A 22,785-nucleotide genomic window follows, 5' to 3' on the forward strand; every position below is an offset into this window, starting at 1 on the left:
GTGTGATCCACGACGAGTGCACGCACAGGAAGGTTCCCTTTCATAAAATGCCATAGTGTGGCGTTTGCTCTAGTAGAGCATATGCGTAATCTCGGCGTACTTGGTACAGTGATTGTGATGACGACCGTTAAACAACCCGCCAGCCTGCGCGAACGCAAAAAGCTGCATACTCGCCAGGCACTGATCGACACCGCCATCACGCTCTTCAGCGAACGCGGATTCGACAACGCTCCGCTGGACGCGCTGCTGGAGCAGGTGGAGGTGTCCAGGCGGACCTTCTTCCGCAACTTCCGCTCCAAGGAGGACGTTGCACTCACCGCCGTCAAGCAGCTCTGGGACACCTACCTGGAAGTCCTGGACGGCATCCAGAAGTCCGGGCCTCTGGCCGATGTCTTCCTCGCCGCCATGCTGACCACTCTGGAGCGCATGGACGAGGACTGGTACCGGCGCTTCCCGCTCACGCTCCGGCTCATCGCCGACTCACCCGCACTCGACGGGTACACGCTGCGGCACTGCGCCGAAGTCCAAGCCGAGATCGCGTGCCGACTTGACGAACAAAACCGTCTCGAACTGCGGCTCCTCATCGAGTTCTTCGTGGCCACCTGGCGCTGCGCTCTGGACGAATGGCTGCCCGACTGCACACCGGGCGAACTGCCCGCGCTCTTGCGCCGGGCCTGCTCAACCATGAACTCCGCCCTCAGCCTGGAGGCATGAGCTCGTTCTGTGCCACCCGGCCTCGAACAGGGCCCGGACGTGCTCACCCATAGGGAGAAGCGCAGCAGCGCCGTGGACTTCTACCTATACCTCGCCGCCGCCTTCGTCACGCTCCGCATGCTCATCCGACGCTCGACGACCCGCTATCGCTGGGACCACCGCCCCACCACCCGACGCCTGAAGTGCTCCATTTGCCGGTCGGTCTAAGCTTTGTTTTTAACCTCTGAAACGGGCGTTCGGCCTGCTTAAGGTCGTGACAGGCCGTCTGATGGACGTCACAGGCATCTACGGCGCGTCTTGGCGTGTCTACGCATTTCGCTGCTACCGGCCGTTATCGCCGCAGGTCAAAGCTGCATGTGGTCGCTCGGTTCAAGAGCTCGGTCGTCAAAGACGTCGTCCTGCACGGCAAACCGAGGGCCACCGTCTCACCGTGGATCTGACGGATCTCGGAAGGCGGTGGCCCAATGCTCAGGATGGCACGGCGGTCTGATCGACCGCAGGAGTTGACACTTGCACCTGCTCTGCCCGGCGTGGCAGCGCGTGTCTCATCGCGCCCGGCAAATGAAGATCGCTTTCGCGCCTCGATCCGGCGGGCGCTGGCGCTGGGCTGGCTGACCGCGTTCCGCCGACGGCTGTACGAAGCTCTGACCAGCCGGGCCGATGCGCTGTTTGAACTGATCGACGCCATCGTGTGCGCCGATCAGCCGGTAACGTCGCTGGTGCAGCTGTCGCTGGAGCCGGAGTTCCGCCGTGGCCATGGCGCGCTGTACGACGCGCTGGCCGCCGGAAACATCAACGCCGACGCTCTGACTGATCTCCTCGTGGAGTTCCTGCCGGTGGCCGGCCCGCCCCGCCGACCACGGCCGGGCCGCGACGAAATCGCCGTTGAGGAAAGGGCCGATCAAGATAGCGAACTGCTGGCGTTGGCCGACGCGCTTGCGGTGCTGCCGGCCGATCAGGCGCGGGCCACGACCGAGGCGTGCCTGCCACGCGGGATCCGGCCGCGGTTCGCCATCGACGGGACGCCGTATCCACGCCCCGACGCCGAGTGCTCGCCCGACCGCGGGCATGTCTATCACGACGCCTGCCGGTGTGACGGCACCCGCAAGACCATCCCCGGCTGGGAGTATCAGTTCGTCGCCGCGCTCGGCGAGCTGCGCTCGGCGTGGACCGCGCCGGTGGACGTGGCCCGCACCACCCACTCCACCCGCTTGGCGGTCACCACCGACCAGGTCCGCGCCCTGATCGGCCGTCTGGAGGCCACCGGGCAGGCCGGAGGCGGCCTTCCCATCCCCGTCATCGTGCTGGACGCCGGCTACCCGGCCACCGCCCTGACCGCCGCGCTCACCGGCGTGCGCGCCCACCTCGTGCTCCGCTTACCGGCCAAGAACGTCTACTACCGCGATCCGCTGACCTGGCCGGGCAAGGTCGGCCGGCCCGGCAAGTTCGGCCAGCGCATCAAATGCGTCGACGAGCCTCAGCCCGAGCCCGATGAGGAACTCCTTCTCCCCGGCACCACCAGGTACGGCACCGTGCGCATCGCCTGCTGGCGGGGCATCCACCCGAAAGTTCACGGCGGCCGCACCTACTTCGCCGACTGGCAGGGCGACTTGCCGATCATCAAGGGCAACCTGATCCGCGTCCAGGTCGAGCGCCTGCCCGACGGCCGCACACCGCACCAGACGCTGTGGCTGTGGCATGCCGGCCCCACCGTGCTGGCCCTGAGCGAGATCTGGCGGGCCTACCTGGCCCGCTTCGACGAAGAGCACACCTTCAAGTTCAGCAAGGGCACCCTCGGGCTGATCACCGCCAAGCTGCGCACCCCCGAGCAGACCGACCGCTGGGTCCGTCTCATCATGGCCGCCCTCACCCAGCTCGCCTTCGCCCGCGACCTGGCCGAGGACCTGCGCCGCCCCTGGGAGAAACCACCTACCCCGGATCGACCGCTCACCCCCGGACGGGTCCGCCGTGGGTTTCGCAACATCCACCACCTGCTCGGCACTCCCGCAGCTGTTCCCAAACACACCAGGGCCGGCCCAGGACGCCCCAGAGGATCACGCTCCGGCCCAGCCCCACACCACCCCGTCCCCCGCAAACAAGATCAACCAGCATCCGCCGCTTGAGAAGAACCTCCAGGCCAGAGGTTAAAAACAAAGCTAAGAGCCTGCTGACAAAGGGATTTGGTGCCGGGGCTCGAGCCAGGAGACGGTCGGGTTTGGTCATGTTCGGGCCGTTGACCTGAGAATGGGAGCGGGCTCCCGGTAGCTGAGGTGTTGTCTAAGATCGCGTCCATGACGAGGACCACGCCGCCGCGCCCGCTCGATGTTGAGGTGTTGTTCCCGGAACTGGCCGCTTACCGCGGTACGACTACCCGGCTGCACCCTCGTCCGGGCAGCCCGGACGTGTCGTCCAGTTCCGTGGGCGGCCCCCTTCTTTGGCCGGCGGACGAGCCATGGCCGGTGTGTACGAAGCCACACAAGCGCGGGACCGGGCGGCGCCCCGCGGACATCCATCGGGAGCGACAAGTCCTCGCGGCTGCCTGGGCCCGCGACCCGGATGCGGGTCCCACGACGGAGGAACGGGCACTCCTGGAGGAGTTGGCGCGGAAGCATCGCGTTGAGGGGGTGGCCGATACCGATCCGCTGCCGATGATCGGTGTCGCCCAGCTGTACCGGCGGGACGTTACCGACCTGCTGACGGGACCGGACGGGTGCGACCTGCTCCAGGTGTTCTGATGCCCGTTCGACGGGCACGGACCGACCGGCTGCGGCATGTCGCTGGACCTCCGTTGGCGCCGATCCTCCGAGGTGGCCGAGGTCCTGGCCGCGCCGCCCCGACCAGCGGTCGTGGGATTTGACGGATATGTTCCGGAGCCCTGCGTGCTGCACCCGGAACAAGTGGCCACCTACCCGTTCGCCGGTCTGCTGCCCAAGGACCTGCACGCCCGGATTGACGCCTGGGAGGAAGCCCTCGAGGAGGAGGCCGAAGAGACAGGGGACGACGACGCACCCGAGGCGCCCACCTACCAGCAGGAGCTGTCCATTCCGCCCGGCTGGCGCGTCGGAGGGTTCGCGTCGTGGCACCTGACCGACCCCGTCTCCCATGCACTGCCGGGCCTGCACGGCACCGATGGACCTACTGTTGACTATCGACAGCAGCGAGTGGGACGGCGGCAGCGGCAGCTGGAAGCCGATCGAGGAACAGGATCTGCCCGCGCACCGGTTCGCCACGCCGACCGAGGTCACCGTGGGGCGCTGGGGTTAGCTGAACGTCTTCGCCTGCCCTGTTCCCTCACATCCGCACTCCTGGAGCATCCAGTAGGCCGTCAGGCCTGTGATCCCTCGCGTGTGCCCGATGCAGGGTGGCTGCGGGAATGGGCTTAGCGTACGTTTCCGTTCCGCCACACCCTGACCCCCGAGATGTGGCCAAGATGATCAGATGAGATCGGGTTCGCTGGAGGTAATGATGCCGCGGGTGGACACCTGACTCACCTGCCGTGACCAGGTCGCGGGGATACCGTCCGATCTGAGGCGAACCGGCTCGGGCGGCCGCGGCCGGCGGAGTGCGGCTCCGGGGGGTCCTGCCGACTACTGCATGATGGTAACTGTCAGGTGACACGCCATCTGGCCGCGTGCCAGCCAAAGTGGCCAGATAGTTGGCCAGCGTCAGGTGAAGTGGCCAAATGTGACTGAGCACGCTAGCTGGCCACTCTCGGCATCCCAGTTGGCCGCAGAAGTCAGGCGTCGAAGCGACGGCGTGCGGCCTCTATGTGACCGAAGTACCGGTGGGTCCAGCCGCACATTCCATCGACCGTCGCTCGCAGAGCCTGGCCCGGCTCAGTGAGGGTATATTCGACCCGCGGCGGGACGGTGGGGTACACGGTGCGCTCGACCAGGCCGTTGCGCTCCAGCATGCGCAGGTTCTGGGTGAGCATCTTGTGGCTGATGCCCTCGACCTCGCTCCGCAGCTCACTGAAGCGCAGGGTGCGATCACCGAGGCCCTCGACGATCAGGAACGCCCACTTGTTGGCCACGTCCGAGAAGATCTCCCGCGCCAAGGAGCCCGCACGCGCCAGGTCTGCGTCCTCGGGCGAGCCTGTGAACTGCTTGGTCACCATAAGGTTCTCCAGTCACGGAAAAGTGCGTTCTTCCACGTCAGCAGCCAGTCTCTTATAGTTCTTGAGTAACCACAAGAGAGCAAGAGTGTCGTGGTCGGCGCGGACGCGAGCCCACAGGCGCTCAGAACGAGGAGACAGGCACCATGGCCATCACCTTTGTCAACCCCAGCGGATTGCCCAAGATCGATGTCTACCGGCAGGTGTCGATCGCATCCGGGTCAAAGCTGATCTTCATCGCCGGACAGGTCGCCTGGGACGCCGAGGGTGTCACGGTCGGCGAAGGCGATCTCGCCGCACAGGTCGAGCAGAGTTACCTCAACATCGGCAAGGCCCTGGCCGAGGTCGGCGGCTCCTTCGACGACGTGGCGAAACTGACCTTCTACGTCGTCGACTGGACCCCCGACAAGATGCCCCCGCTCCTGGAAGGCATCTCCCGGGCAGCCGCGAAGCTGGGGGTCACCCCGGCCCCGCCGACCACGCTGATAGGCGTTGCGGCACTGGACGTCCCCGACCACCTGGTCGAGATCGAAGCCACCGCGATCCTCGACTGAACAGATGGCCTTCGCTCACTGAGCACCGAAGTGGCCATGATGTGATTTGTGAGCGCTACGTCACGGAATATGATCAGCGAGTTCAGGGTCGCCTACGTCGTTGCCGATGGCGTGGAGCAGCTCGTGGGGTTGGAGCGGCTGGCGAGCGTGGCGCTGGAGGAGGCGCTGCCCGTCCGTTCGTTCCCGTCCTATCACCGGGCAGCGGAACTATCCCGGCTGGTACTGGTCGGCCACGATGGAGCGCCGGGTGGGGTTCGAGTCGTGGGTCGAACGTGACCACCTGGTAGCGCTCGATCGTTGACACCCGAAGCCGTCGCGCTCACCGAACTCCTCACCGACCTGGGCTGGCGCCGCCACGTCGCCATGGTGGACGAGCGAGCGCTTCGCAGCTTCTCTGAGCGCGTCGCTCAGCAGATGAACGAGCCCGCTTCAGCGAGTAAGGGGCCCGCCCCGCCCTCTCTCTGGGGACAACAAGACGGGCTCACCCGGTGGGTCGAGCAACTGCGACGCAAGCACCGCATCCGCCGACGACGCCACCTGGCCGAACAGCGTCACACATGGCAACCGCTACCACTGCCGGAAAATGGCCACTTCAAATGGCACAGCCACCTCGCCGTCCGTGACAGATGAACTGACCAGCACGAGGTCACGCCGTGATCAATGGCCAGATTGGATGTCACCTGACAGTGACCGGTGGGTGCTCGTGAGAGGTGTGAACGATCTCGATCATGTACGATCCGGCCCTGACCAAGGGAGTCAGAGTGACGGAGGATGCGCTCCAACGGCTGCGCGTGGAGGCGTCACGGGACGACTACGCCTCGATGGCCCGCCTGGCGCGGGCGCTGTACGAGCAGGGCACCGACTCCCCTAAAGTGATCGACTTCGTCAATCCTTTGGGGGTTATGCGGCGGGGTTCGGTACGGCAGGCTGGTGGTCGCAGCCAGCGGGCTGCTGGAGGTTCGGCTTCTTCTGGGCCCCCAGCGTCATCTCCCGGTGCGGTACGCTCTCGCGGTCCACGGCCGGCGACGGCGTCCGCGAGGGTCGCAGCCAGGTCTCCGTTGTCTGTACTGTGCCGAAATGACAAGAAGCGAGCGACTCGCGGACCAGCTGGACCGGCACTGGCACAAGAATCTGCGGCCGCGGCTGGACGGTCTTGCCGATGAGGAGTACTTCTGGGAGCCGGTGCGCGGCTGCTGGAGCATCCGCCCACGTGACACGTCGGCCACACCGATGTCGGCAGGTTCAGGGGAATGGATGATGGACTCCGCGTCCCCTGCCCCGGTGCCGGCTCCGGTGACCACGATTGCCTGGCGGCTTGCGCACATCATCGTCTCCTGCCTCGGCTATCGGGTCGGATGGCACTTCGGCGGCCAGGACGTCGACTCCCAGACATTCGCCTACGCGGGGACCGCTGACGAGGCGCTAAAGCAGCTCGATGAGATGTATGGGAGATGGAACGCGGGGGTCCGCGAGCTCTCGGACGCTGACCTGGAGAATCCGCCCCCGGTGGGTCCCGAGCAGTTTCCCATGGAGGGCATCGTCCTGCACGTCAACAGGGAGCTGATCCATCACGGCGCCGAGATTTCCCTGCTGCGCGACCTCTACCGCTGGCAGGACGGAGCCGTACCGCGCTGAATATGACTTTCCGGTAACCGGCGATCGAGCTTCGGAACCCGCAAAACCAACCCTGCCAGACCATCTACACCTCAGACTGCCGCCCACCACCAGCACGAGCACCCCGAACGACCCTCACGCCACCACCCTGATCAGCTACTTCAAGATGGCGCAGCTTCTCTGCTCGTGTCGCTCGATCCGGGCCAGCAGGTCCTCGATGCCACCCGGAAGAATCCCTCGACTTCGTCTGCGATCTTTATGCGACCAACGCCGACCGTTGAAGCCAGTCGGAGTCTTGTACTGGTGGAGTCGCCTATTCGACTATCGCGAGTTCTCGATGCCGAGGGCCGTGGTAGTGACTTTCCGTGATGTCGGCGGCAACAAGCCGGGCTCTCGGACAGCAGGTGCGCGCGGAAGGGTGAAGTGGGCCTGACTATGTCGGTAGAGCCTGCCAAGATCGCGACATGACAATCGAGGCGCTGACGCCGTTCCGCTGGCTGCAACCGCCGTACGGCGATCGGGGCAACCGACTCGGCGAGATCTACTGCGTGACCTTGCTGCACGGGCTCGACCCGGCCGAGGTGCTGCGCCGGTTCGGCGCCCGCACGAGCACGGAGATGAGCCTCGCCGAGCTGGGGCTGGCGGTCTCCGACTTCACGGTGGCGACCGACGGCGGTGACGGCGGTGGCTATGTCGGAGTGGTCGCCACCGGCGACGGGTGCGCGGCGGTGGAGCCGTGCGGCTGGTCGGGGACGGACAGCCCGATGCTGGCGCGGCTGTCGGCCGGCACCGACGTGGTGTCCGTCTTACGACATGACTACGCCTGCGACTACTTCCACTACGCCGCTGACGGCATCATGATCACCGCTTTCGACCCGACCTCTCCCGAGCATCGCTCCGGTGCCGACACCGACCGGCTCGCCGGCCTCATGCGCGAGTTCGGCCTGCCTTTGGAGGAGGGCTCGGACGAGGACTGGGACCAGCGCTACGACGACCTGTCCCGGCACGGCCTCGCGCGGATGTTCGCGATGGCGGCCCGCCTCACCGGCGTGACGTTCACCGCCGACCTGCTGGACGGACCACTCCTGGTGGGCGCGATCGCCGACCTGCCACCGTCACAAGAGCCTCAGCCCGGGAAGAGCCTCGGTGTTTTACTCGAGCAGCTGAAGGCGGTAAGCGGCCCTGAGTCTGATCACGGCGCCGCTTAACTCCCATGGGCCTCCGGTACTGACTGGTTTACTGGTCAACTGGTCTATTGAACTGTTGCGAGTTCTCGGTGAAGACGAGCCTCACCATGACTGTCCGTGCTCTCCAGCGGCGTACCGGTTCCAGGCGCCACCGCCCTCGTTGAGGAGTCAAGCGGTGGTCTTGTCGTGGTAGCGGAGGGCGTCGGATACCACGACAAGACCACCGCCCGCCTCCTTCGGGAAGGTGGCGGAGGCTGGAACCGCTACGCCGCCGGGGAACACGGAACGTCACCATCAGGCCCCATGGGAACGACAACTCGCGACAGATGAATAGCGAGCTCACCAGTACAGGACCCCAGGCCCTCAGCGACGCCGCCCCGCTCGCCCCCGAGCAGACCCCTGCGGTGTTCGCGACCGCATGCCCGCGGCCCGCACCCGGCACCGCACCGCGCGCTCCTTCAATACTGCGTCGTCCGGCCCGGCCCGCAGGTGGGTCCGCGTCGATACCCACGGCCTTCTTCGTCCCGAAGCAGGCTCCCCCTCGCGGCCGGCCTTTCCCTGGGGTCGCATTCACAAATCGAAATAACTGTCGTCCGCAATGGCAGGCAAACTGTATACCGGCTGGGAATGTCGTGAGACGGTCACGCCTCCGGGGTTATTCGTCACCTGTTATCGGCACCTCCGATCTGGCGAAATCATTCCCGGCTTCCCTTCCTGCGTGGAAGAGCGATCCCCGAGCAGTCCGCCCGCGCAAATGATCGCCGTCGCCGGAGCGAGGATTACGGCCATCACCGGTCGAGTCTCTGACGTGCGGGACCGTCGTCGCGTCCTGGCCGCACAGGTGACGTGAACGGCGTGCCGCGTGGCCCCTGCTGGACGTCGGTGCAAGATTGGCCGCAGTCAATAGCAATTTTCGACATTTCTCCGGAATATAGCCAAGTGCACATTACGCCCGATATGTGTTGATTTTCTGGAGCGGCTGATTAGCGTGGGTCGAGACGTCCGGTCATGAAGGGAGTAAGCATGCCTGTCACCCTGGGACGCTCCGAGGAGATCGTCGCTGCTTGGCGCGGCGGAACGGCGACCATCGAGGACAACCCGGCCGGCCCGCTGTTCATGAGCGAGTACGCCGAGTCGGAGATCACGATGGTTCGCGACGACACCCGGCGGCCGAGCTCGTGCACCGGCAACCGCACCATCCCCTGCTGCTGACCTCGAACCCCCCGGTCAACGCAGGACAGCACACCTGCCACGAAAGGAGTAAGCATGCCCGTCACGCTGGGACGCTCCGAGGAGATCGTCGCTGCTTGGCGCAGCGGAACGGCGACCATTGAGGACAACCCGGCCGGCCCGCTGCTCACAGGTGAGTACGCCGAGTCGGAGATCACGATGGCCCTCATGGACACCACCAAGAGGGCCAGCGCCTGCACCGCGGGTCGCACCGGCCTCTGCTGCTGATCAAGGAAGGTTGGACGTATGGCCGGGGAATTCGACCCGTCGCTGGAGTATTTGACCGCACCGGCGCTGGCCGGGCTGTCGCCCACGCTGGGATCGATCCCCGGCCTCACGCCGGCGGAGGCCCAGGTGATCCACCACGCGGCCGCCGAAACATTGGAGGAGACCGTCCGTCTCAAGGTCAACCGTGTACTGCTGCTGGAACTCAACGCGGCCAGGATCAGTGGAAGGCTAACCGCGCAGACTCCACAGCTGCGGTGGCAGGAATGGAAGGCGACGGCCGCGACGCCCGAGTTCTGGCGATCCATGGGGCAGCACTACCCCCCGATGCCGTCCAGGCTTGCCACGATCATCAGCAACCGGTGTGCCGCGGCCGAGGAACTGGCCCGCCGGTTCGCCGCCGACCGGGCGGCGCTCGCCGCGCTGCCGGGTGGCCTCCGAGGTGACCTGGTCCGGGTCGATTTCGGGGCGGGAGACAGCCATCGCGGCGGGCGCACCGTCGCCGTCCTGCACGGTGCGCAGGGGCAGGTCGTCTACAAGCCCCGCTCCCTCGCCGTGGATGAGGCACTGGCCCGGCTGATCGCCCGCCTGGCCGCCGAGTTGCCCGCCGGGACCGACATCCGCGTACCTGACGTGCTGGTCCGTGAGGGGTACGGGTGGGCGGAGCACATCGGGCACCGCTACTGCGCGGACGACGCGGAGCTGCGGTCCTTCTACCGCGGCATCGGGCACTGGCTGGCGCTGATGCGCCTGATCGGCGGCAGCGACCTGCACGCGGAGAACCTCATCGCGGCCGGGCCGGCCCCCGTCGTCATCGACTGCGAGACGCTGTTCACCCCGCACGCCCCCGCCAAGCCCTCGGGGTACGGCGAGGCCGTGGACCTGGCGACCGACCTGCTCGGCGGGTCGGTGCTGCGCACCGGTCTTCTCCCCGGACGGGGCGTCTCGCTCGGCTGGCGCGGCGTCGACATGTCGGCCGCCGGCGCGCTGCCCGGTCAGCAGCCGTACACCGAGGTGCCCGTCGTCGTCGACGCGGGCACGGACATGGCCAGAGTGGGCATGGCGCGGGCCGAGATGGGAGCGGTGGCCAACCACCCCAGCCCTGACCCGGTCCTCGCCCGCTACTGGGACCGGGTCCTGTTGGGATTCGTCGAGCTGACCGAGCGGCTCGACGCGCTGGACCGGGCGGGCGAGCTGGCCGGGCTGCTCGAGGACTTCGCCGACCGTCCCATCCGGGTCGTGCTCCGCGCCACCGAGGCCTACGCCGAGCTGGCCCGCATGCTGTGGCACCCGGTATCACTGCACGACGAGGCCACTGCGGTCGGCAAGGCCGCGCGGCTGCTGGCGCAGCACGCCGAGAACCTGCCCGGAGCACCGTCGGACCCCGAGGTGATCGACGCCGAGGTGGTCGAGCTGCTGACCGGCGACATCCCCTTCTTCGCCACATCGCCCGCCCGTGGTCGTCTGGACGGCCCCGGCGGAACCTCGTATGGAGACGAGCAGGACCTCATCGCGGACGCGCTGCGGCGCTGGCGCGATCGCGACGCCGCCCTCGATCGCGAGGTGATCCGGGCGGCCCTGGTCAGCGCTTACCTCAACGAGGGGTGGATGCCCGGCAACAAGCCGATGGCCGCGCCCGTCATCCGGCACCAGGACCTCGACGTGCGCCGGCGCCGGGTGGCCGCCGCCATCGCCCGCAGCGTGCTGGACGCGGCGGTTCACGGCGACGACGGCACGGTCACCTGGATCGCGCCGGTGCTCACCTCCACCGGCTGGTTCGTGCAGTCGCTGAGCCCTGACGTGTACGGCGGCGCGTACGGGGTCGCCGTCCTGCTGGCCGCCTACGCGAGCGAGACCGAGCAGGGAAGGGCCGACAAGGTGCCCGGCCTGGACAAGCTGCTGGCCGGTCTGCTCCGCACGATCACGATGGCCGAGGACCGGGACGCCGAAGAACGGCACACCGGGCCGCGGCGTCGCCCCGACCCGCCGGGCGGCTACGTCGGCATCGGCTCGCAGATCTGGAGTTGGCTGCTGCTGAGCAGGCTCGGCGCCGTCGGTTCCGCCGAAGCGGTCGCCCGGGCCTGTGCCCTGGCGGAGGAACTGCCCGAGGCGGTGGCCGCCGACGAAGGCTACGACCTGCTCACCGGCATGGCCGGCGCCATCGTGCCGTTGCTCCGCCTGTCCGGACGCACCGGCGACCAGCGGTGGTTCACCGAGGCCCGTCGCATCGGGGAGCGCCTGGTCTCACTGGCCCGCGTCGAGGACCGTGGAGCGTCCTGGCCCAGCGCCGCGTTCCCCCAGGGGATAGGCGGGGTCTCGCACGGCGCCACCGGGATCGGCTGGGCGCTGGCCCGGCTCTCCGACGCCGCCACGTCCGGCGGCGCCGAGTTCGGCACCCTGGCGGGCAAGGCGTTCCTCTTCGAGGAGTCGCTGTACGACCCGGATGGTAACGGATGGCGGGACCTGCGCGAAGTGGACGATCCCCGTGTCACCTCCAGCGCGTGGTGCCACGGAGGCGGCGGCATCGGCCTCGTCGCGGCCGACCGGCTGGCCCGCGAGGGCGACCCCCGCTGGCGGGACGTACTCCGCCGCGCCGCCGCGTCGTCCTGGTCGATAGGTCTCGGCTGGAGTCACACGCTCTGCCACGGAGACTTCGGCAACTGGGAGATCCTTTACCGCGCGATCGAGGCGGGTGTCGGGCCCGAACGGTTGACCCGTGAGGCGCTCACCGCGCGGATGATCGGCGGCATCGACGAGCACGGGCCGGTCAGTGGCCTCGCCCGCGACGCCTTCACCCCGGGGCTGATGCCGGGCGTCGGCGGCATGGTCTACCAGCTGCTGCGGATGCATCCGGACAGCCCGCTCCCGTCCGTCCTGCTACCCGACCCGGAGGGGTGAGCTGCGCTGAGAGTCGACTGTCCGTGGTGCTGGCCGACCCAGAGGGGTGAGCTGCTCTGAGCACCGACGACGAGCTGAACTCGCCGTACTGGCACCTGGCGGACCCCGACCGCGACGGCGGGCCCTGGCGGAACCTGCGGCGGCTGCCGCGCACCGTCCGCCCGGTGTTCGACATCGTCTGGCGGGCCGGACGGCGGCCCGCCCTCGCCATCCTCCTGCTGCTCACGGTGTCGGGCGTGGCGACGGCGTCCGGGCTGCTGGCCACCACCGCCGTGCTGGAAGAACTCCTCTCCGGAGGGCCGACCCCGGACCGGGTCATGGCGGCGCTCCCTGGCCTGGCGCTGCTGGTCGGCGTGTACGCGCTGCGCGGCGGCGTGGAGGCGGCCGTCACGCTGGCCCGGGCGCGCCTCGACCCTGCGGTGCGCAGAGCGGCCGAAGACGGACTGTTCTCCGCGAGCCTCGCGGTCGAGCTGACCGCGTTCGACGACGACGGCTTCTACGACCGGATGCACCGTGCCCGCGACCGGGGGCTGTACTACCTCGAACGGGCCACCGGCAACGTCGTCGAGCTGATCGGCGCCGCCTTCGCTGTCGCCGCGACCGCCATCGGCATCGGCGTGCTCCACCCACTGCTGCTCGCCGTGCTCGTCCTCAGCGTGCTGCCCGAAGGCTGGGCCGTGCTGCACGCGGCCCAGCAGGGCTACGAGGCGACCGCGCGCATGGTCACGCTCAACCGGCGGATCCTGATGCTGGCCGACCTCGCCACCGAGCGGGAGCCCGCGGCGGAGATCCGCGCCTGCCAGGCGCAGCCGTTCCTGCTGGAGGAGTACCGGCGGGTGGGGGACGTCCTGCGCGACGAGGAGGTGCGTGTCGCCCTGGCCCAGGCGCGCACCCGCACGGCGGGCCGCGTGCTCGCGGGCGTGGCCACCGGGGCCACTCTCGTGCTGCTCGGGGTGCTGCTCCACATCGGCTGGATCCCGCTCGCCGTCGCCGGCACCGCCGTCATCGCGATCCGGACCGCCACCGCGGCGCTGAACCGTCTCGTCCTGGCTGCCAACCAGCTGTTCGAGCAGGCGCTCTACGTGAGCGACTACGAGGCCTTCCTGGAGGACGCACGCACCCGCCGTCCCGCCGTGGGGGGCCTGCCCGTCCCGGCCGCACCCCGACGGATCGGTCTGCGTGGCGTCGCCTTCTCCTACGCGGGAGCGGGTGACGGCCGGCTCGCGCTGAGTGACATCGACCTGACCATCGACGCGGGGCAGACCATCGCGCTCGTCGGAGAGAACGGCTCGGGCAAGACCACGCTCGCCAAACTCATCGCCGGGCTCTACCGCCCCACGCGCGGCACCGTCACCTGGGACGGCCTTGACCTCGCCGAAATGGACGCCGCCGAGGTGGTCTCGCATGTCGTCATGGTCCTGCAGCATCCGGTCCGATGGCCACACGACGCCAGGGTCAACGTTCGGGTCGGACGCCACGACAAGGACGATCCCGGCGACGTCGCGTTGCGCACCGCTGCCGACCTCGCCTCCGCCACCGAGGTCATCGACGGGCTCCCGCGCGGCTGGGACACCCTGATGTCGAAGAAGTTCCGCGGCGGCCAGGACCTGTCAGGCGGCCAGTGGCAGCGGCTGGCCGTCGCCCGCGGACTGTTCCGCGACGGTCACCTGCTGATCTGGGACGAGCCGACCGCCCCGCTCGACGCCAAGGCCGAATACGCCGTCTACGAGACACTGCGCCGCGTCGCCGCGGGCCGCACGGTCGTCCTGATCACCCACAGACTCTCCAGCGTCCGCAACGCCGACCGCATCTATCTGCTGCACGAGGGCCGGATCGCTGAACAGGGCACCCACGAGCAACTACTGGTCACAGGTGGCCGCTACGCCGACCTGTACCACCTGCAAGCCCAGATGTACGGCACATCACCCCCCATAACTCTCCCAACCCCCTGACCCGCGGCTTCCCCGCCCACCGCCGGGGTGGGCCGACGAGGTGCCGTTCGTGGTGGCGCGTGCGCGGGGGCGTGGGTTCGGTGGCTTTCACCACCGAACCCACGCCGCCGGTTCGCCGTGCCGGTCTAGCTCGCCAGCGCGAGTGTGACGGTCAGTGCCGCCGACCTTGGGTCGAGGTGGCACCAGCAATGGAGAAAACGGGTGGAGTGCCGTCACCGTGCTCATGTTCTTCAGGTCTTTAGCTCAAGCCCGGGGACGGATTGCCACATCATCGATCTGGAACGCGGGCAGCAGCGGGGCGGCGACGGCCGGTACGCCGAGCTTCTCGGCGATGTGTGGCCCGCTAAGAGACTTCCGATGGTAGACGACCATGTCGGCCGGGCGTGCGGCGAGCGCCACCTGGTCGTCGAGCAGGCGGCGGAGCATCGGCTTGACTGATCGGGCAGCGGTCCATCATGAACGCGTACATGTCGCGCATGAGCTCCAGCCGCCGTCTACGAGCCGGGTCGTCGCCGATCGCCCGCAGTCCCTGCTCGGCCAGAATGCGGAAGCTCTCGAACTCGGCCATCTTGGCCCCGACGGCGGGCAGGACGCCGCAGGCCACCAGGAGTTCTTCCAGGTGAGCGGCGACCCGCCAGGGCTGAAGTTCGTGGAAGGCGTCGTGGGTGAGGGGGATCTGCCCGAGAGCGAGCTGCTGCAGCAGCGCCGCCACGTTTCCCAGATGGTTGCGGCGCATTGCCAGCCAGGTCAGCCCGCTGCCGGGCTGTTCCATCGCCACGAGGCACGCGCCTGACCTCGCGCCCACGCCTGTGGAAGCCGCTCTCGACGCTCACCCACCCATGATCGTGATGACCAGGCTGCCCGGCCGTGTCCTGCGCGGCGAGCATGCCACTGACGAGCAGGTCAGCGCGCTGGCCACCGCCATGAACCGATTGCACCAGGCAATCCCCACTCAGGTGGTGGAAGCGGTCGAGCCCGCCCCCTGGGGACCCGCCGCGGCTCTGGGCAAAGCCCGCGTCTGGGCCGACAAGCGACCCGACCTCGGCGCGGACCCCCTTGTGCGGCACGCCTGCCAAGCGGGATCCGCCTGGCTGACATCCAGCGACCCTGACCAGCTCGTGACGAACCCCCATCCGCCCGTCCTCGGGCTAGCGGATGGCAACCACGCGAACCTGCTGTGGGACGGACACGAGCGACGCGTGCGGCTTATCGACTGGGAAGACTCCGGCCGCAACGATCGCGCCTTCGAACTTGGCGAGATAACCGAGCACATCTCCCGCATCGACGGCGCCCTGGATGCCGAGCAACTGCTGGCCCACATCGACCTGGCCCCGGGGGAAGCCGCGCGGGTGCGGGGCTTCCGCCGCCTGATCGCGCTGGGCTGGTTTCTCCAGCTCGGCCCCGATGGGCCGGCGATGCCTCATAACCCGGTAGGCACCCTCGAGCGCCAAGCCGAGAGGGTTCTGCGACTTTTCCGCTAAGTCGCGTACGTCTCCACATTGATCGGGGCTACCCCGCCGTGGTCCGCTCCAACCAGCCGACCGGGCGAAGCGTTCTTGGAAGGCTAGAGCGACATGGCCTCAACGTCGAGGCCGACGTCGAGGCGGCGCATCGTCAGCGCCTTGATCCTCTCCGCATCCGCCAGGACGACCGCCGCCGCCAGCACGCGCTCGCGGCTGAGCGGCTCGCGGAATGCCTTCGCCGCCATCGGTCTTCCACCCCCTTGTCGGCGTCTTACATCGTAAGTTACCTTACGGAGTAAGGCACACAGTCGATCTCCCGCGGCCGCCGCGCCGGCACAGCCCTCAAGGAGAGCCACCATGCACGCGCTGATCCGCACCGCCCGCATGACCGGGCTGCTCTACCTCGGCCTCGCCGTCACCGGCGCACTGGGCTTCCTGCTCATCCGGCCGCGGCTCTTCACGGCCGGCGATCCCGGTGCGACGCTCGCCCACCTGGTCGACCACGAATCGCTCGCCCGCGCCGGGGTCGCCTTAGAGTTGCTCATCGTCGTCACCCAAGCCCTCACAGCGGCATGGTTCTACCGCCTGTTCCGCACCGCACACCCGCTTGCCGCCAGCGGTATCGCCGCCTTCGGCCTCGTCAACGCGGTCGCGATTCTCTCCAGCGCGGCGCTGCTCGCCACAGCGGTCCAGGTCGCGCTCGACCCGATCGGCGACGCGGCGGCCGTCGTCCAGGTCCTGTACCTGGTCAGCGGCAACCTGTGGGGCGTGGGAGCAGTGTTCTTCGGCCTGTGGCTCATCCCCATGGGCTCGTGCGTGCTCCGCTCGGGCTGGATGCCCCGCCCGCTCGGCTGGATTCTCATCGGCGGCGGCATCGGCTACCTGCTCAGCGCGTTCGTCGGATACCTCGTCCCCGACGCGCAGGGCGTCGCAGACGCTCTCACTGTCCCCGCGACCGTAGGGGAGTTCTGGATGGTCGGCTACCTGCTGGTCCGCGGCGTCCGCCGTCACGCGCTCGACCAAGCCCCGTCAGGTGCGCCCACGGCGGCACCCGCAGCGGGTTGACGGGTCCCCGGCCGCTACGAACACCAACGCGACCCCCACCTCATCGCCGCCTGGGGGTCAGACCCACGCAATCGGCCGTTGACAGCAGGCTCTCCTCATCAATCCAGCTTCGGATCGACTGTCACTCCAAGCTGGCAGCGTGTATGGCTTGGCAACGTTGACGGCCCTCCCTGGGGATATCCCCGCCTGACCAACGTCTGAGCAATCTGGAGGGCTACAGCAACAAGGAGACATCCCCGCGGGCCGGTCTCGGGGATAAAGGCCAAGTTGGTGCCGGTTTCAATGAATTGCGACCATGCTCAGTCCGCTCCAACCAGCCGACCGGGCGAAGCGTTCTTGGAAGGCAGTCCGAGCGCAGCGAGGCCCTTCAGGGGGCGGGCGCCAGCCCGCCTGGGAGAACGTCCGGAGCGAAGCGGAGGCCCTTTGAGGGAGAGCACCGATCGGCGCGACTCCGCAGTAAGTGCCCGCGCGGCAGCACAGACCCCTAATATCACTTCTGTCCGCATAGGACCGATAGCGGAGGAAGCAGTGGGTGGCCCCGGGACCGAGAACACGTCAGGACGTGCGCGAAGCGCGGCGGTCCGGTGACGCTGCTCGCGGGCCGCTACCGGCTGCTGTCCCCGCTCGGCCAAGGCGGCATGGGCACCGTCTGGCGGGCGATGGACGAACTGCTGCGGCAGGAAGTGGCCGTCAAGGAGGTCAGGCTACCTCCGGACCTCGACGAGGCGGCACGTACTGAGCTGGCCGAACGCACGTTACGCGAGGCGCGAGCCGCGGCGCGGCTGCGTTCCCACCCGTCGATCGTCACTGTGCACGACGTCGTCCTCGACGGCGGCCGGCCGTGGATCGTCATGGAGCTGGTCCGCGGACGCTCCCTCGACCAGGCCGTACGCACCAACGGCCCGCTGGCCCCGCGCCAGGTGGCCTGGATCGGCCTCCAGATGCTCGACGCGCTCGGCGCCGCGCACGCGTCGGGCGTACTGCACCGGGACGTCAAACCGGCCAACGTCATGCTCACCGACGACGGACGGGTGCTGCTGACCGACTTCGGGATCGCGACCGTCGCCGGGGACGCCGCGCTCACGCAGACCGGCCTGCTCACCGGCTCGCCCGGCTACATCGCTCCAGAGCGCCTGCGCGGCGAGACCGACGGCCCCCTCGCCGACCTGTGGTCGCTCGGCGCCACGCTGTTCACGGCGGTGGAGGGCGGGCCGCCGTTCGCCCGCGCCAACCAGGCTGCCGTGATGGCGGCCGTGCTCATGCAGCCGCCCGCCCCCGCCCGGCTGGCCGGCCCGCTCGCCCCCGTACTGGCCGCGATCCTGGAGAAGGATCCGGTACGGCGCTGCGCCCCCGGCCAGGCAGCCGACTGGCTGAACGCCATCGCCCAGGGCACCGTGCCAGCCCGGTCGGAGGTGGGCCCGGCGCCCGTCACACCCTCGTTCAGGACGGCCGGCACCGACCCGGCCCTGCACCGCGAGCGGACCCAGGCCGGCGCTGTGCCCAAGCGCAGCCGCGTGCCTCTCATCCTCCTGGGCGCCGGGCTGGCGGTCGTGCTGGCCGTGGCCACAGGGGTGGTGGTCTTGGTACGGGTCCTGCCGAACTTCACCGCCACCTTCAGCGAAACGATCGGCGACACCTCCACCCCGGCCCCGACGTCCCGCTCGACGGGGTCCGCCCGGGCGCTGTTCGGGCGCAACTTCGAGGCGTGTGGCCTGCTGACCAACGCCCAGGCGCGCTCACTACTCGGCGGCGCGGTGAAACGCCAGTACCAGACAGCCACTGCCTGTATGTGGACCCGCCCCGACAACGGCGCGTTCGTGAGCGTCACGGCGAACCGCCTGGCGGATGCCTCGGCCGCGCACACCGCCCAGGAGTACACGGTCAAGACGATGAAGGAGGAACCGAAGCGCAACCCGGGCACCAAGGTCCGCAAGGGTCCGGACGTCGGCGACGAGGCGTACAGCTACACCCGGGCCGAATCCATCGTGGACACGATCTACCGGACCCAGATCTCGTTCCGCCTGTCGAACGTCTGGGTGGTCGTCTACCACACGGGCCGGCAGCCGGGGTTCACCACCGCCGACCGGACGGCCAAGCTCGTCGTCAACGCCGTCAACCGGCATCGCTAGTCTCACCTCATGGCGATCAGGCACTCGCACTGCTCCTTCTGCGGCACGGCGTACACCCCGGACCAGCCCTGGCCGCGCACCTGCGCCGGCTGTGGCAACACCGCCTACCTCAACCCGCTGCCCGTCGCGGTGCTGCTGCTGCCCGTGGACGACGGTCTGCTGGTGGTCCGGCGCGGCATCGAGCCGCATCGGGGCGAGCTCGCCCTGCCCGGCGGGTTCATCGACGTGGGCGAGAGCTGGCAGCAGGCCGCCGCCAGGGAGCTGTACGAGGAGACGGCCGTCGTCGTCGACGCGGACCGCGTGCGGCTGTTCGACGCGCACAGCGCTCCTGACGGCACCCTGCTGGTCTTCGGCCTGGCACCGCCGACCGTCTCGGCCGCCTTGCCGCCGATGGTGCCGACGGCCGAGACCATGGAGTGGTCGGTGATGGACGAGCCGCGGGAGCTGGCCTTCCCGCTGCACACCCGGGTCGTCTCCGCGTACTGGGAACGCCGCTCAGCCCTTCACTGATCCGGCGAAGCTGAAGGAACCGGCGAGGTACTTGTTCACGGCGACATAGAGGGCCACGGCCGGGGTCGTGTAGATGATCGAGAACGCGGCCAGCTCACCGTAGGCGACCTGCCCGTACTGGGAGAAGAAGGTGTAGATGGTCACCGCCGCCGGCTGCTTCTCCGGCGTGTCGAGGAGGACGAAGGGGGCGAAGAAGTTCCCCCATTGGCCGACGAAGACGAAGATGGCCACGACCGCCACCCCGGGAGCCATCAGCGGCCCGACGATCCTGAGCAGCGACTGCACCCAGCCGGCCCCGTCGACCCAGGCGGACTCCTCCAGGCTCACCGGCACGCCGTCCATGAAGTTCTTCATCATCCAGATGGAGAACGGCAGCGAGCTGGCGGCCAGGAACAGCACCATGGCCGGGATCGACCCGTACAGGTTGAACCGGAAGAACATCGAGTAGACCGGCACCATGATCGCCGTGACCGGAAGGCCGGTCGTGAACAGCAGCGTCAGCATGAAATGCCGCTTGAAGCGCAGGGTGTAGCGGGACAGGGGGTAGGCGGCGAGCCCGGCGACGATCACGGTGAGGATCGCCGTGCTGCCGGAGATGAGGATCGAGTTGATGATCGGGTGGTAGATGGTCTCCCAGGTCAGCACCGCGCTGAAGTTCTTGAGCGAGAACTGGAAGGTCGGCTGCGCGGCGAGGTTGGCGTCGGGTTGCAGCGAGGCGAGGAGCACCCACAGGAACGGCCCGAGGAAGGCCAGCGCGATCACCGCGAGCGAGATGAGTGCCGCGCCACGGGCGGCCAGGCGCGTCATCAGGTGTCCACCTTGATCAGTCGCAGGTACACGAGGGAGAACGCGGCGCCGATGACCAGCATCACCAGGGCCATCGCGCTGCCGTAGCCGATCTCGAAGTAGCGGAACGCCTGCTCGTACATGTAGAGCGGGGTGGTCTGGCTGTCCGTGCCAGGACCGCCGCCGGTGAGGGCGTAGATCAGGCCGAAGCTGGCCAGGGTCTGCAGCGTGATCAGCATGAGGTTCGACAGGATCGAGCGGCGGATCAGCGGCAGGGTGATGTGCGCCAGCCGCCGCCAGGTGCTCGCCCCGTCCACCGCCGCCGCCTCCAGCAGTTCCCCCGGTACGTCCGACAGCGCGGCGGAGTAGACCAGCATGGAGAACGCGGTGCCGCGCCACACGTTGGCCAGGATGATCGCGATCATGGGCGCGCTGTAGAGCCAGTCCTGGGAGAAGCCGAGGGCGGCGAGCGCCTCGTTGAGTGTGCCCTCCTCGGCCAGGAAGGAGTACCAGCACGCCGCCGCGACCACCTCGGGCACCACCCAGGCCGCGATCACGATGCCGTTGACCACGCTCCGGACCGCTCGTCCCCGGCCCCGCTGGAGCAGCGCGATGATCAGGCCGAGGGTGTTCTGCCCGATGACGGCCGAGCCGATCACGAAGACGAAGGTCAGCAGGAGGGAGTTGCGGAAGTCCTCGTCGCTGAACATCTTGACGAAGTTGTCCACACCGACGAACTGCGAGTTCACCGACGCGGCGCCGGTCAGCGTCTCGTTGGTGAAGGCGATGTAGACGCTCCACAGGATGGGCCCGACCATGAAGATCACGAACATGATCAGGGCGGGTCCGAGCGGCAGCAGCCAGCGCAGGGTGCGCCGGGCCCGCCGGCGCGGCTCCCCCTTGTCGGGGGAGCCGGCCAGCCGTGGCGGCGTCACGGACGTGACGGTCATGAGCCGGGGATCACCTTGTCCGGGCCGCCGACGACGCCGGGCAGCGCGTCGGCGTACTCCTTGGCCGCCGCCTCCGGGGTCTTGGAGCCGGTCGTCATCGCCTCCATGACCTTCTGCACCTCGGCCGAGACCTTCGGATAGACCTCGTACGCCGGGCGGTAGTGCGTGACAGACGCCAGATCGGACCAGAACTTCACGCTCGGGTTGTCAGCGCTGTACTTCGGGTCGGCGGCCACGTCCTTGCGCGGGGCGAGGTCACCCGTGCCGATGGAGTACACCAGCGTGTTCTCCTTGTTGGTCGCCGTGGCGATGAAGTCCCACGCGTCCTTCTTGTCCTTGGCGTAGGAGCTCATCGCCATGACCCAGCCGCCCGACATGCTGACGGCGCCGGGCGCCTGACCGTTCTGGGTCGGCATGGCGGTCCAGCCCATCTTCTCGGCCCACTGCGGCCACGGTTTGGTGCTGGTGGGCCGCCAGCTGCCCGACATCCAGGCTCCGTCGAGGTCGATGCCGATCTTGCCGTTGGGGAACCAGTCGAGCCCGATCTTCTCCCCCAGCTTGGGGTTGAACGCGTCGGCCTTCTTCGGGCCGAGGTCCTCTCGGTAGATCGTGTTGATGAAGGCGAGCGAGTCGGTGAACGCCTTGCCGGAGGAGACCCACTTCTTCTGGGTGTCGTCGTAGAGCGTGCCGCCGGGGGTGCCGTAGAGCAGCATCTCGAAGCCCTGCATGGTGGCGGCCTCGCCGTGCGGCTTGGTGGAGTACATGCTAAAGGGGACGACGCCGGGCACCTTCTGCTTGATCGCGCGGGCCGCGGTCAGCACGTCCGCCCAGGTCTTGGGCTGCCACGGCAGCTGGATGCCGGCCTTGGTCAAGATGTCCTTGTTGTACCAGAGCCCTCGGGTGTCGGTGCTGATCGGCACACCGTAGGTCTTGCCGTCGGGGCCCTTGGCGGCCTGCTTGACCGAGTCGGGATATTGGGTGGCCCAGTCGGGCCAGGTCTTCAGGTAGTCGTCGAGCGGGGCGAGCTTGCCGGCGGCGACGTCTGCGTTGACCTGGAAGGTGTCGTGGAGGTACACGTCCGGAGCCGACTCGGCCGAGCGGTTCAGCAGGGCGAGCTTGGTGTAGTAGACCTCGTTGTTGCCCTGGACCGCGGTCAGCTTGATCGTCACGCCCTTGTGCGCGGCTTCGTACTGCGCCTTGGCCTGTTTGAGCATTTTCTCCAGGTGCGGCCAGGAGGGTTCCACCTTGTAGAGGACTTCGATCTCCTTGGCCCCGTTGGCGCTCTTCTGCGGCGTGTCCGCACCACATGCGCCGGCCGTGGCGGCTAACGCGACTGTCAGGATCGAGGCCACCATCGCTCGTCTCATGGGACTCCTTCTCACCGGCCCACAGAA

At 68.3% G+C, this 22,785-nt stretch carries 23 protein-coding genes; 17 read left to right on the forward strand and 6 right to left on the reverse strand.

The window, feature by feature from the left end; translation table 11 throughout:
* The first annotated feature begins 117 nt into the window (after window positions 1-117).
* From AB0B64_RS01705 to AB0B64_RS01720, 4 genes are all read left to right on the forward strand, one after another.
* Entirely contained in the window at window positions 118-714 is a 597-nt protein-coding gene (locus tag AB0B64_RS01705) for a TetR family transcriptional regulator (protein ID WP_357962672.1), read from the forward strand.
* A 530-nt stretch (window positions 715-1,244) separates the two neighbouring features.
* Window positions 1,245-2,837 (forward strand): transposase, encoded by a 1,593-nt coding sequence (locus tag AB0B64_RS01710; RefSeq protein WP_358173785.1) that lies wholly within the window; start codon window positions 1,245-1,247, stop codon window positions 2,835-2,837.
* Between the two features lie 168 nt (window positions 2,838-3,005).
* On the forward strand, window positions 3,006-3,449 hold the full coding sequence (locus AB0B64_RS01715; RefSeq protein ID WP_358173788.1) for a hypothetical protein: 444 nt from the start codon (window positions 3,006-3,008) through the stop codon (window positions 3,447-3,449).
* A 406-nt stretch (window positions 3,450-3,855) separates the two neighbouring features.
* Window positions 3,856-3,978 (forward strand): hypothetical protein, encoded by a 123-nt coding sequence (locus tag AB0B64_RS01720; protein ID WP_358173791.1) that lies wholly within the window; start codon window positions 3,856-3,858, stop codon window positions 3,976-3,978.
* Between the two features lie 472 nt (window positions 3,979-4,450).
* On the opposite strand, the gene AB0B64_RS01725 is transcribed toward AB0B64_RS01720, so the two are convergent.
* Window positions 4,451-4,831, reverse strand: coding sequence for a helix-turn-helix domain-containing protein (locus tag AB0B64_RS01725; protein ID WP_357962522.1), 381 nt, complete (start codon window positions 4,829-4,831; stop codon window positions 4,451-4,453).
* 143 nt (window positions 4,832-4,974) lie between these two features.
* Between AB0B64_RS01725 and AB0B64_RS01730 the strand changes: the two genes are divergently transcribed.
* The 9 genes from AB0B64_RS01730 (at window position 4,975) to AB0B64_RS01770 (ending at window position 14,488) form a co-directional block, all read left to right on the forward strand.
* A complete protein-coding gene (locus tag AB0B64_RS01730) occupies window positions 4,975-5,382 on the forward strand; it encodes a RidA family protein (protein ID WP_357962525.1) in 408 nt (135 codons plus the stop codon).
* Window positions 5,383-5,451: 69 nt separating this feature from the next.
* Window positions 5,452-5,658 carry a hypothetical protein gene (locus tag AB0B64_RS01735; RefSeq protein WP_357962527.1) on the forward strand — a complete coding sequence of 69 codons (207 nt, stop codon included), beginning with the start codon at window positions 5,452-5,454 and terminating at the stop codon, window positions 5,656-5,658.
* A 21-nt stretch (window positions 5,659-5,679) separates the two neighbouring features.
* Window positions 5,680-6,012, forward strand: a complete 333-nt coding sequence (locus AB0B64_RS01740) for a hypothetical protein (protein WP_358173794.1) — start codon at window positions 5,680-5,682, stop codon at window positions 6,010-6,012.
* A 447-nt stretch (window positions 6,013-6,459) separates the two neighbouring features.
* Window positions 6,460-7,017, forward strand: a complete 558-nt coding sequence (locus tag AB0B64_RS01745) for a DinB family protein (RefSeq protein WP_358173797.1) — start codon at window positions 6,460-6,462, stop codon at window positions 7,015-7,017.
* Window positions 7,018-7,460: 443 nt separating this feature from the next.
* Window positions 7,461-8,204, forward strand: a complete 744-nt coding sequence (locus AB0B64_RS01750) for a DUF6461 domain-containing protein (RefSeq protein ID WP_358173800.1) — start codon at window positions 7,461-7,463, stop codon at window positions 8,202-8,204.
* 1,002 nt (window positions 8,205-9,206) lie between these two features.
* Window positions 9,207-9,395 carry a DUF6229 family protein gene (locus AB0B64_RS01755; protein WP_225302757.1) on the forward strand — a complete coding sequence of 63 codons (189 nt, stop codon included), beginning with the start codon at window positions 9,207-9,209 and terminating at the stop codon, window positions 9,393-9,395.
* A 54-nt stretch (window positions 9,396-9,449) separates the two neighbouring features.
* Entirely contained in the window at window positions 9,450-9,641 is a 192-nt protein-coding gene (locus AB0B64_RS01760; RefSeq protein WP_357962539.1) for a DUF6229 family protein, read from the forward strand.
* Between the two features lie 18 nt (window positions 9,642-9,659).
* Window positions 9,660-12,536 (forward strand): type 2 lanthipeptide synthetase LanM family protein, encoded by a 2,877-nt coding sequence (locus tag AB0B64_RS01765; RefSeq protein WP_358173802.1) that lies wholly within the window; start codon window positions 9,660-9,662, stop codon window positions 12,534-12,536.
* A gap of 164 nt (window positions 12,537-12,700) precedes the next feature.
* On the forward strand, window positions 12,701-14,488 hold the full coding sequence (locus AB0B64_RS01770; protein ID WP_358173804.1) for an ABC transporter ATP-binding protein: 1,788 nt from the start codon (window positions 12,701-12,703) through the stop codon (window positions 14,486-14,488).
* Between the two features lie 343 nt (window positions 14,489-14,831).
* Here AB0B64_RS01770 and AB0B64_RS01775 read toward each other — a convergent pair whose 3' ends face one another.
* On the reverse strand, window positions 14,832-15,266 hold the full coding sequence (locus tag AB0B64_RS01775; RefSeq protein ID WP_358173806.1) for a hypothetical protein: 435 nt from the start codon (window positions 15,264-15,266) through the stop codon (window positions 14,832-14,834).
* A gap of 31 nt (window positions 15,267-15,297) precedes the next feature.
* On the opposite strand from AB0B64_RS01775, the gene AB0B64_RS01780 reads away from it, so the two are divergent.
* Complete coding sequence (locus AB0B64_RS01780; RefSeq protein ID WP_358173809.1) at window positions 15,298-15,969, forward strand: aminoglycoside phosphotransferase family protein; 672 nt, start codon at window positions 15,298-15,300, stop codon at window positions 15,967-15,969.
* A gap of 83 nt (window positions 15,970-16,052) precedes the next feature.
* Here AB0B64_RS01780 and AB0B64_RS01785 read toward each other — a convergent pair whose 3' ends face one another.
* Entirely contained in the window at window positions 16,053-16,196 is a 144-nt protein-coding gene (locus AB0B64_RS01785) for a hypothetical protein (protein WP_358173812.1), read from the reverse strand.
* Window positions 16,197-16,308: 112 nt separating this feature from the next.
* On the opposite strand from AB0B64_RS01785, the gene AB0B64_RS01790 reads away from it, so the two are divergent.
* The 3 genes from AB0B64_RS01790 to AB0B64_RS01800 all read left to right on the forward strand — a co-directional run bounded on the left by AB0B64_RS01790 (window position 16,309) and on the right by AB0B64_RS01800 (window position 19,655).
* Window positions 16,309-17,016 (forward strand): DUF4386 domain-containing protein, encoded by a 708-nt coding sequence (locus AB0B64_RS01790; protein ID WP_358173815.1) that lies wholly within the window; start codon window positions 16,309-16,311, stop codon window positions 17,014-17,016.
* Window positions 17,017-17,600: 584 nt separating this feature from the next.
* Window positions 17,601-19,145, forward strand: coding sequence for a serine/threonine-protein kinase (locus AB0B64_RS01795; RefSeq protein ID WP_358173818.1), 1,545 nt, complete (start codon window positions 17,601-17,603; stop codon window positions 19,143-19,145).
* A 9-nt stretch (window positions 19,146-19,154) separates the two neighbouring features.
* Window positions 19,155-19,655, forward strand: coding sequence for an NUDIX domain-containing protein (locus AB0B64_RS01800; protein WP_357948074.1), 501 nt, complete (start codon window positions 19,155-19,157; stop codon window positions 19,653-19,655).
* Here AB0B64_RS01800 and AB0B64_RS01805 read toward each other — a convergent pair.
* Genes AB0B64_RS01805 through AB0B64_RS01815 form a run of 3 tightly spaced genes read right to left on the reverse strand, consistent with a single transcriptional unit; the run spans window position 19,641 to window position 22,758 of the window.
* Window positions 19,641-20,462 carry a carbohydrate ABC transporter permease gene (locus AB0B64_RS01805; protein WP_357948071.1) on the reverse strand — a complete coding sequence of 274 codons (822 nt, stop codon included), beginning with the start codon at window positions 20,460-20,462 and terminating at the stop codon, window positions 19,641-19,643. The two genes, AB0B64_RS01800 and AB0B64_RS01805, sit on opposite strands and share 15 nt — an antisense overlap.
* Window positions 20,462-21,391, reverse strand: a complete 930-nt coding sequence (locus tag AB0B64_RS01810; RefSeq protein WP_358173820.1) for a sugar ABC transporter permease — start codon at window positions 21,389-21,391, stop codon at window positions 20,462-20,464. The genes AB0B64_RS01805 and AB0B64_RS01810 overlap by 1 nt, the downstream gene beginning before the upstream one ends.
* The gene (locus tag AB0B64_RS01815; RefSeq protein WP_357948065.1) at window positions 21,388-22,758 is read right to left on the reverse strand and encodes an extracellular solute-binding protein; all 1,371 of its coding nucleotides are present in this window, start codon (window positions 22,756-22,758) and stop codon (window positions 21,388-21,390) included. The genes AB0B64_RS01810 and AB0B64_RS01815 overlap by 4 nt, the downstream gene beginning before the upstream one ends.
* Window positions 22,759-22,785: the final 27 nt, after the last annotated feature.

Source organism: Nonomuraea sp. NPDC049129 (genome assembly GCF_040648495.1).
Taxonomy (GTDB): domain Bacteria; phylum Actinomycetota; class Actinomycetes; order Streptosporangiales; family Streptosporangiaceae; genus Nonomuraea.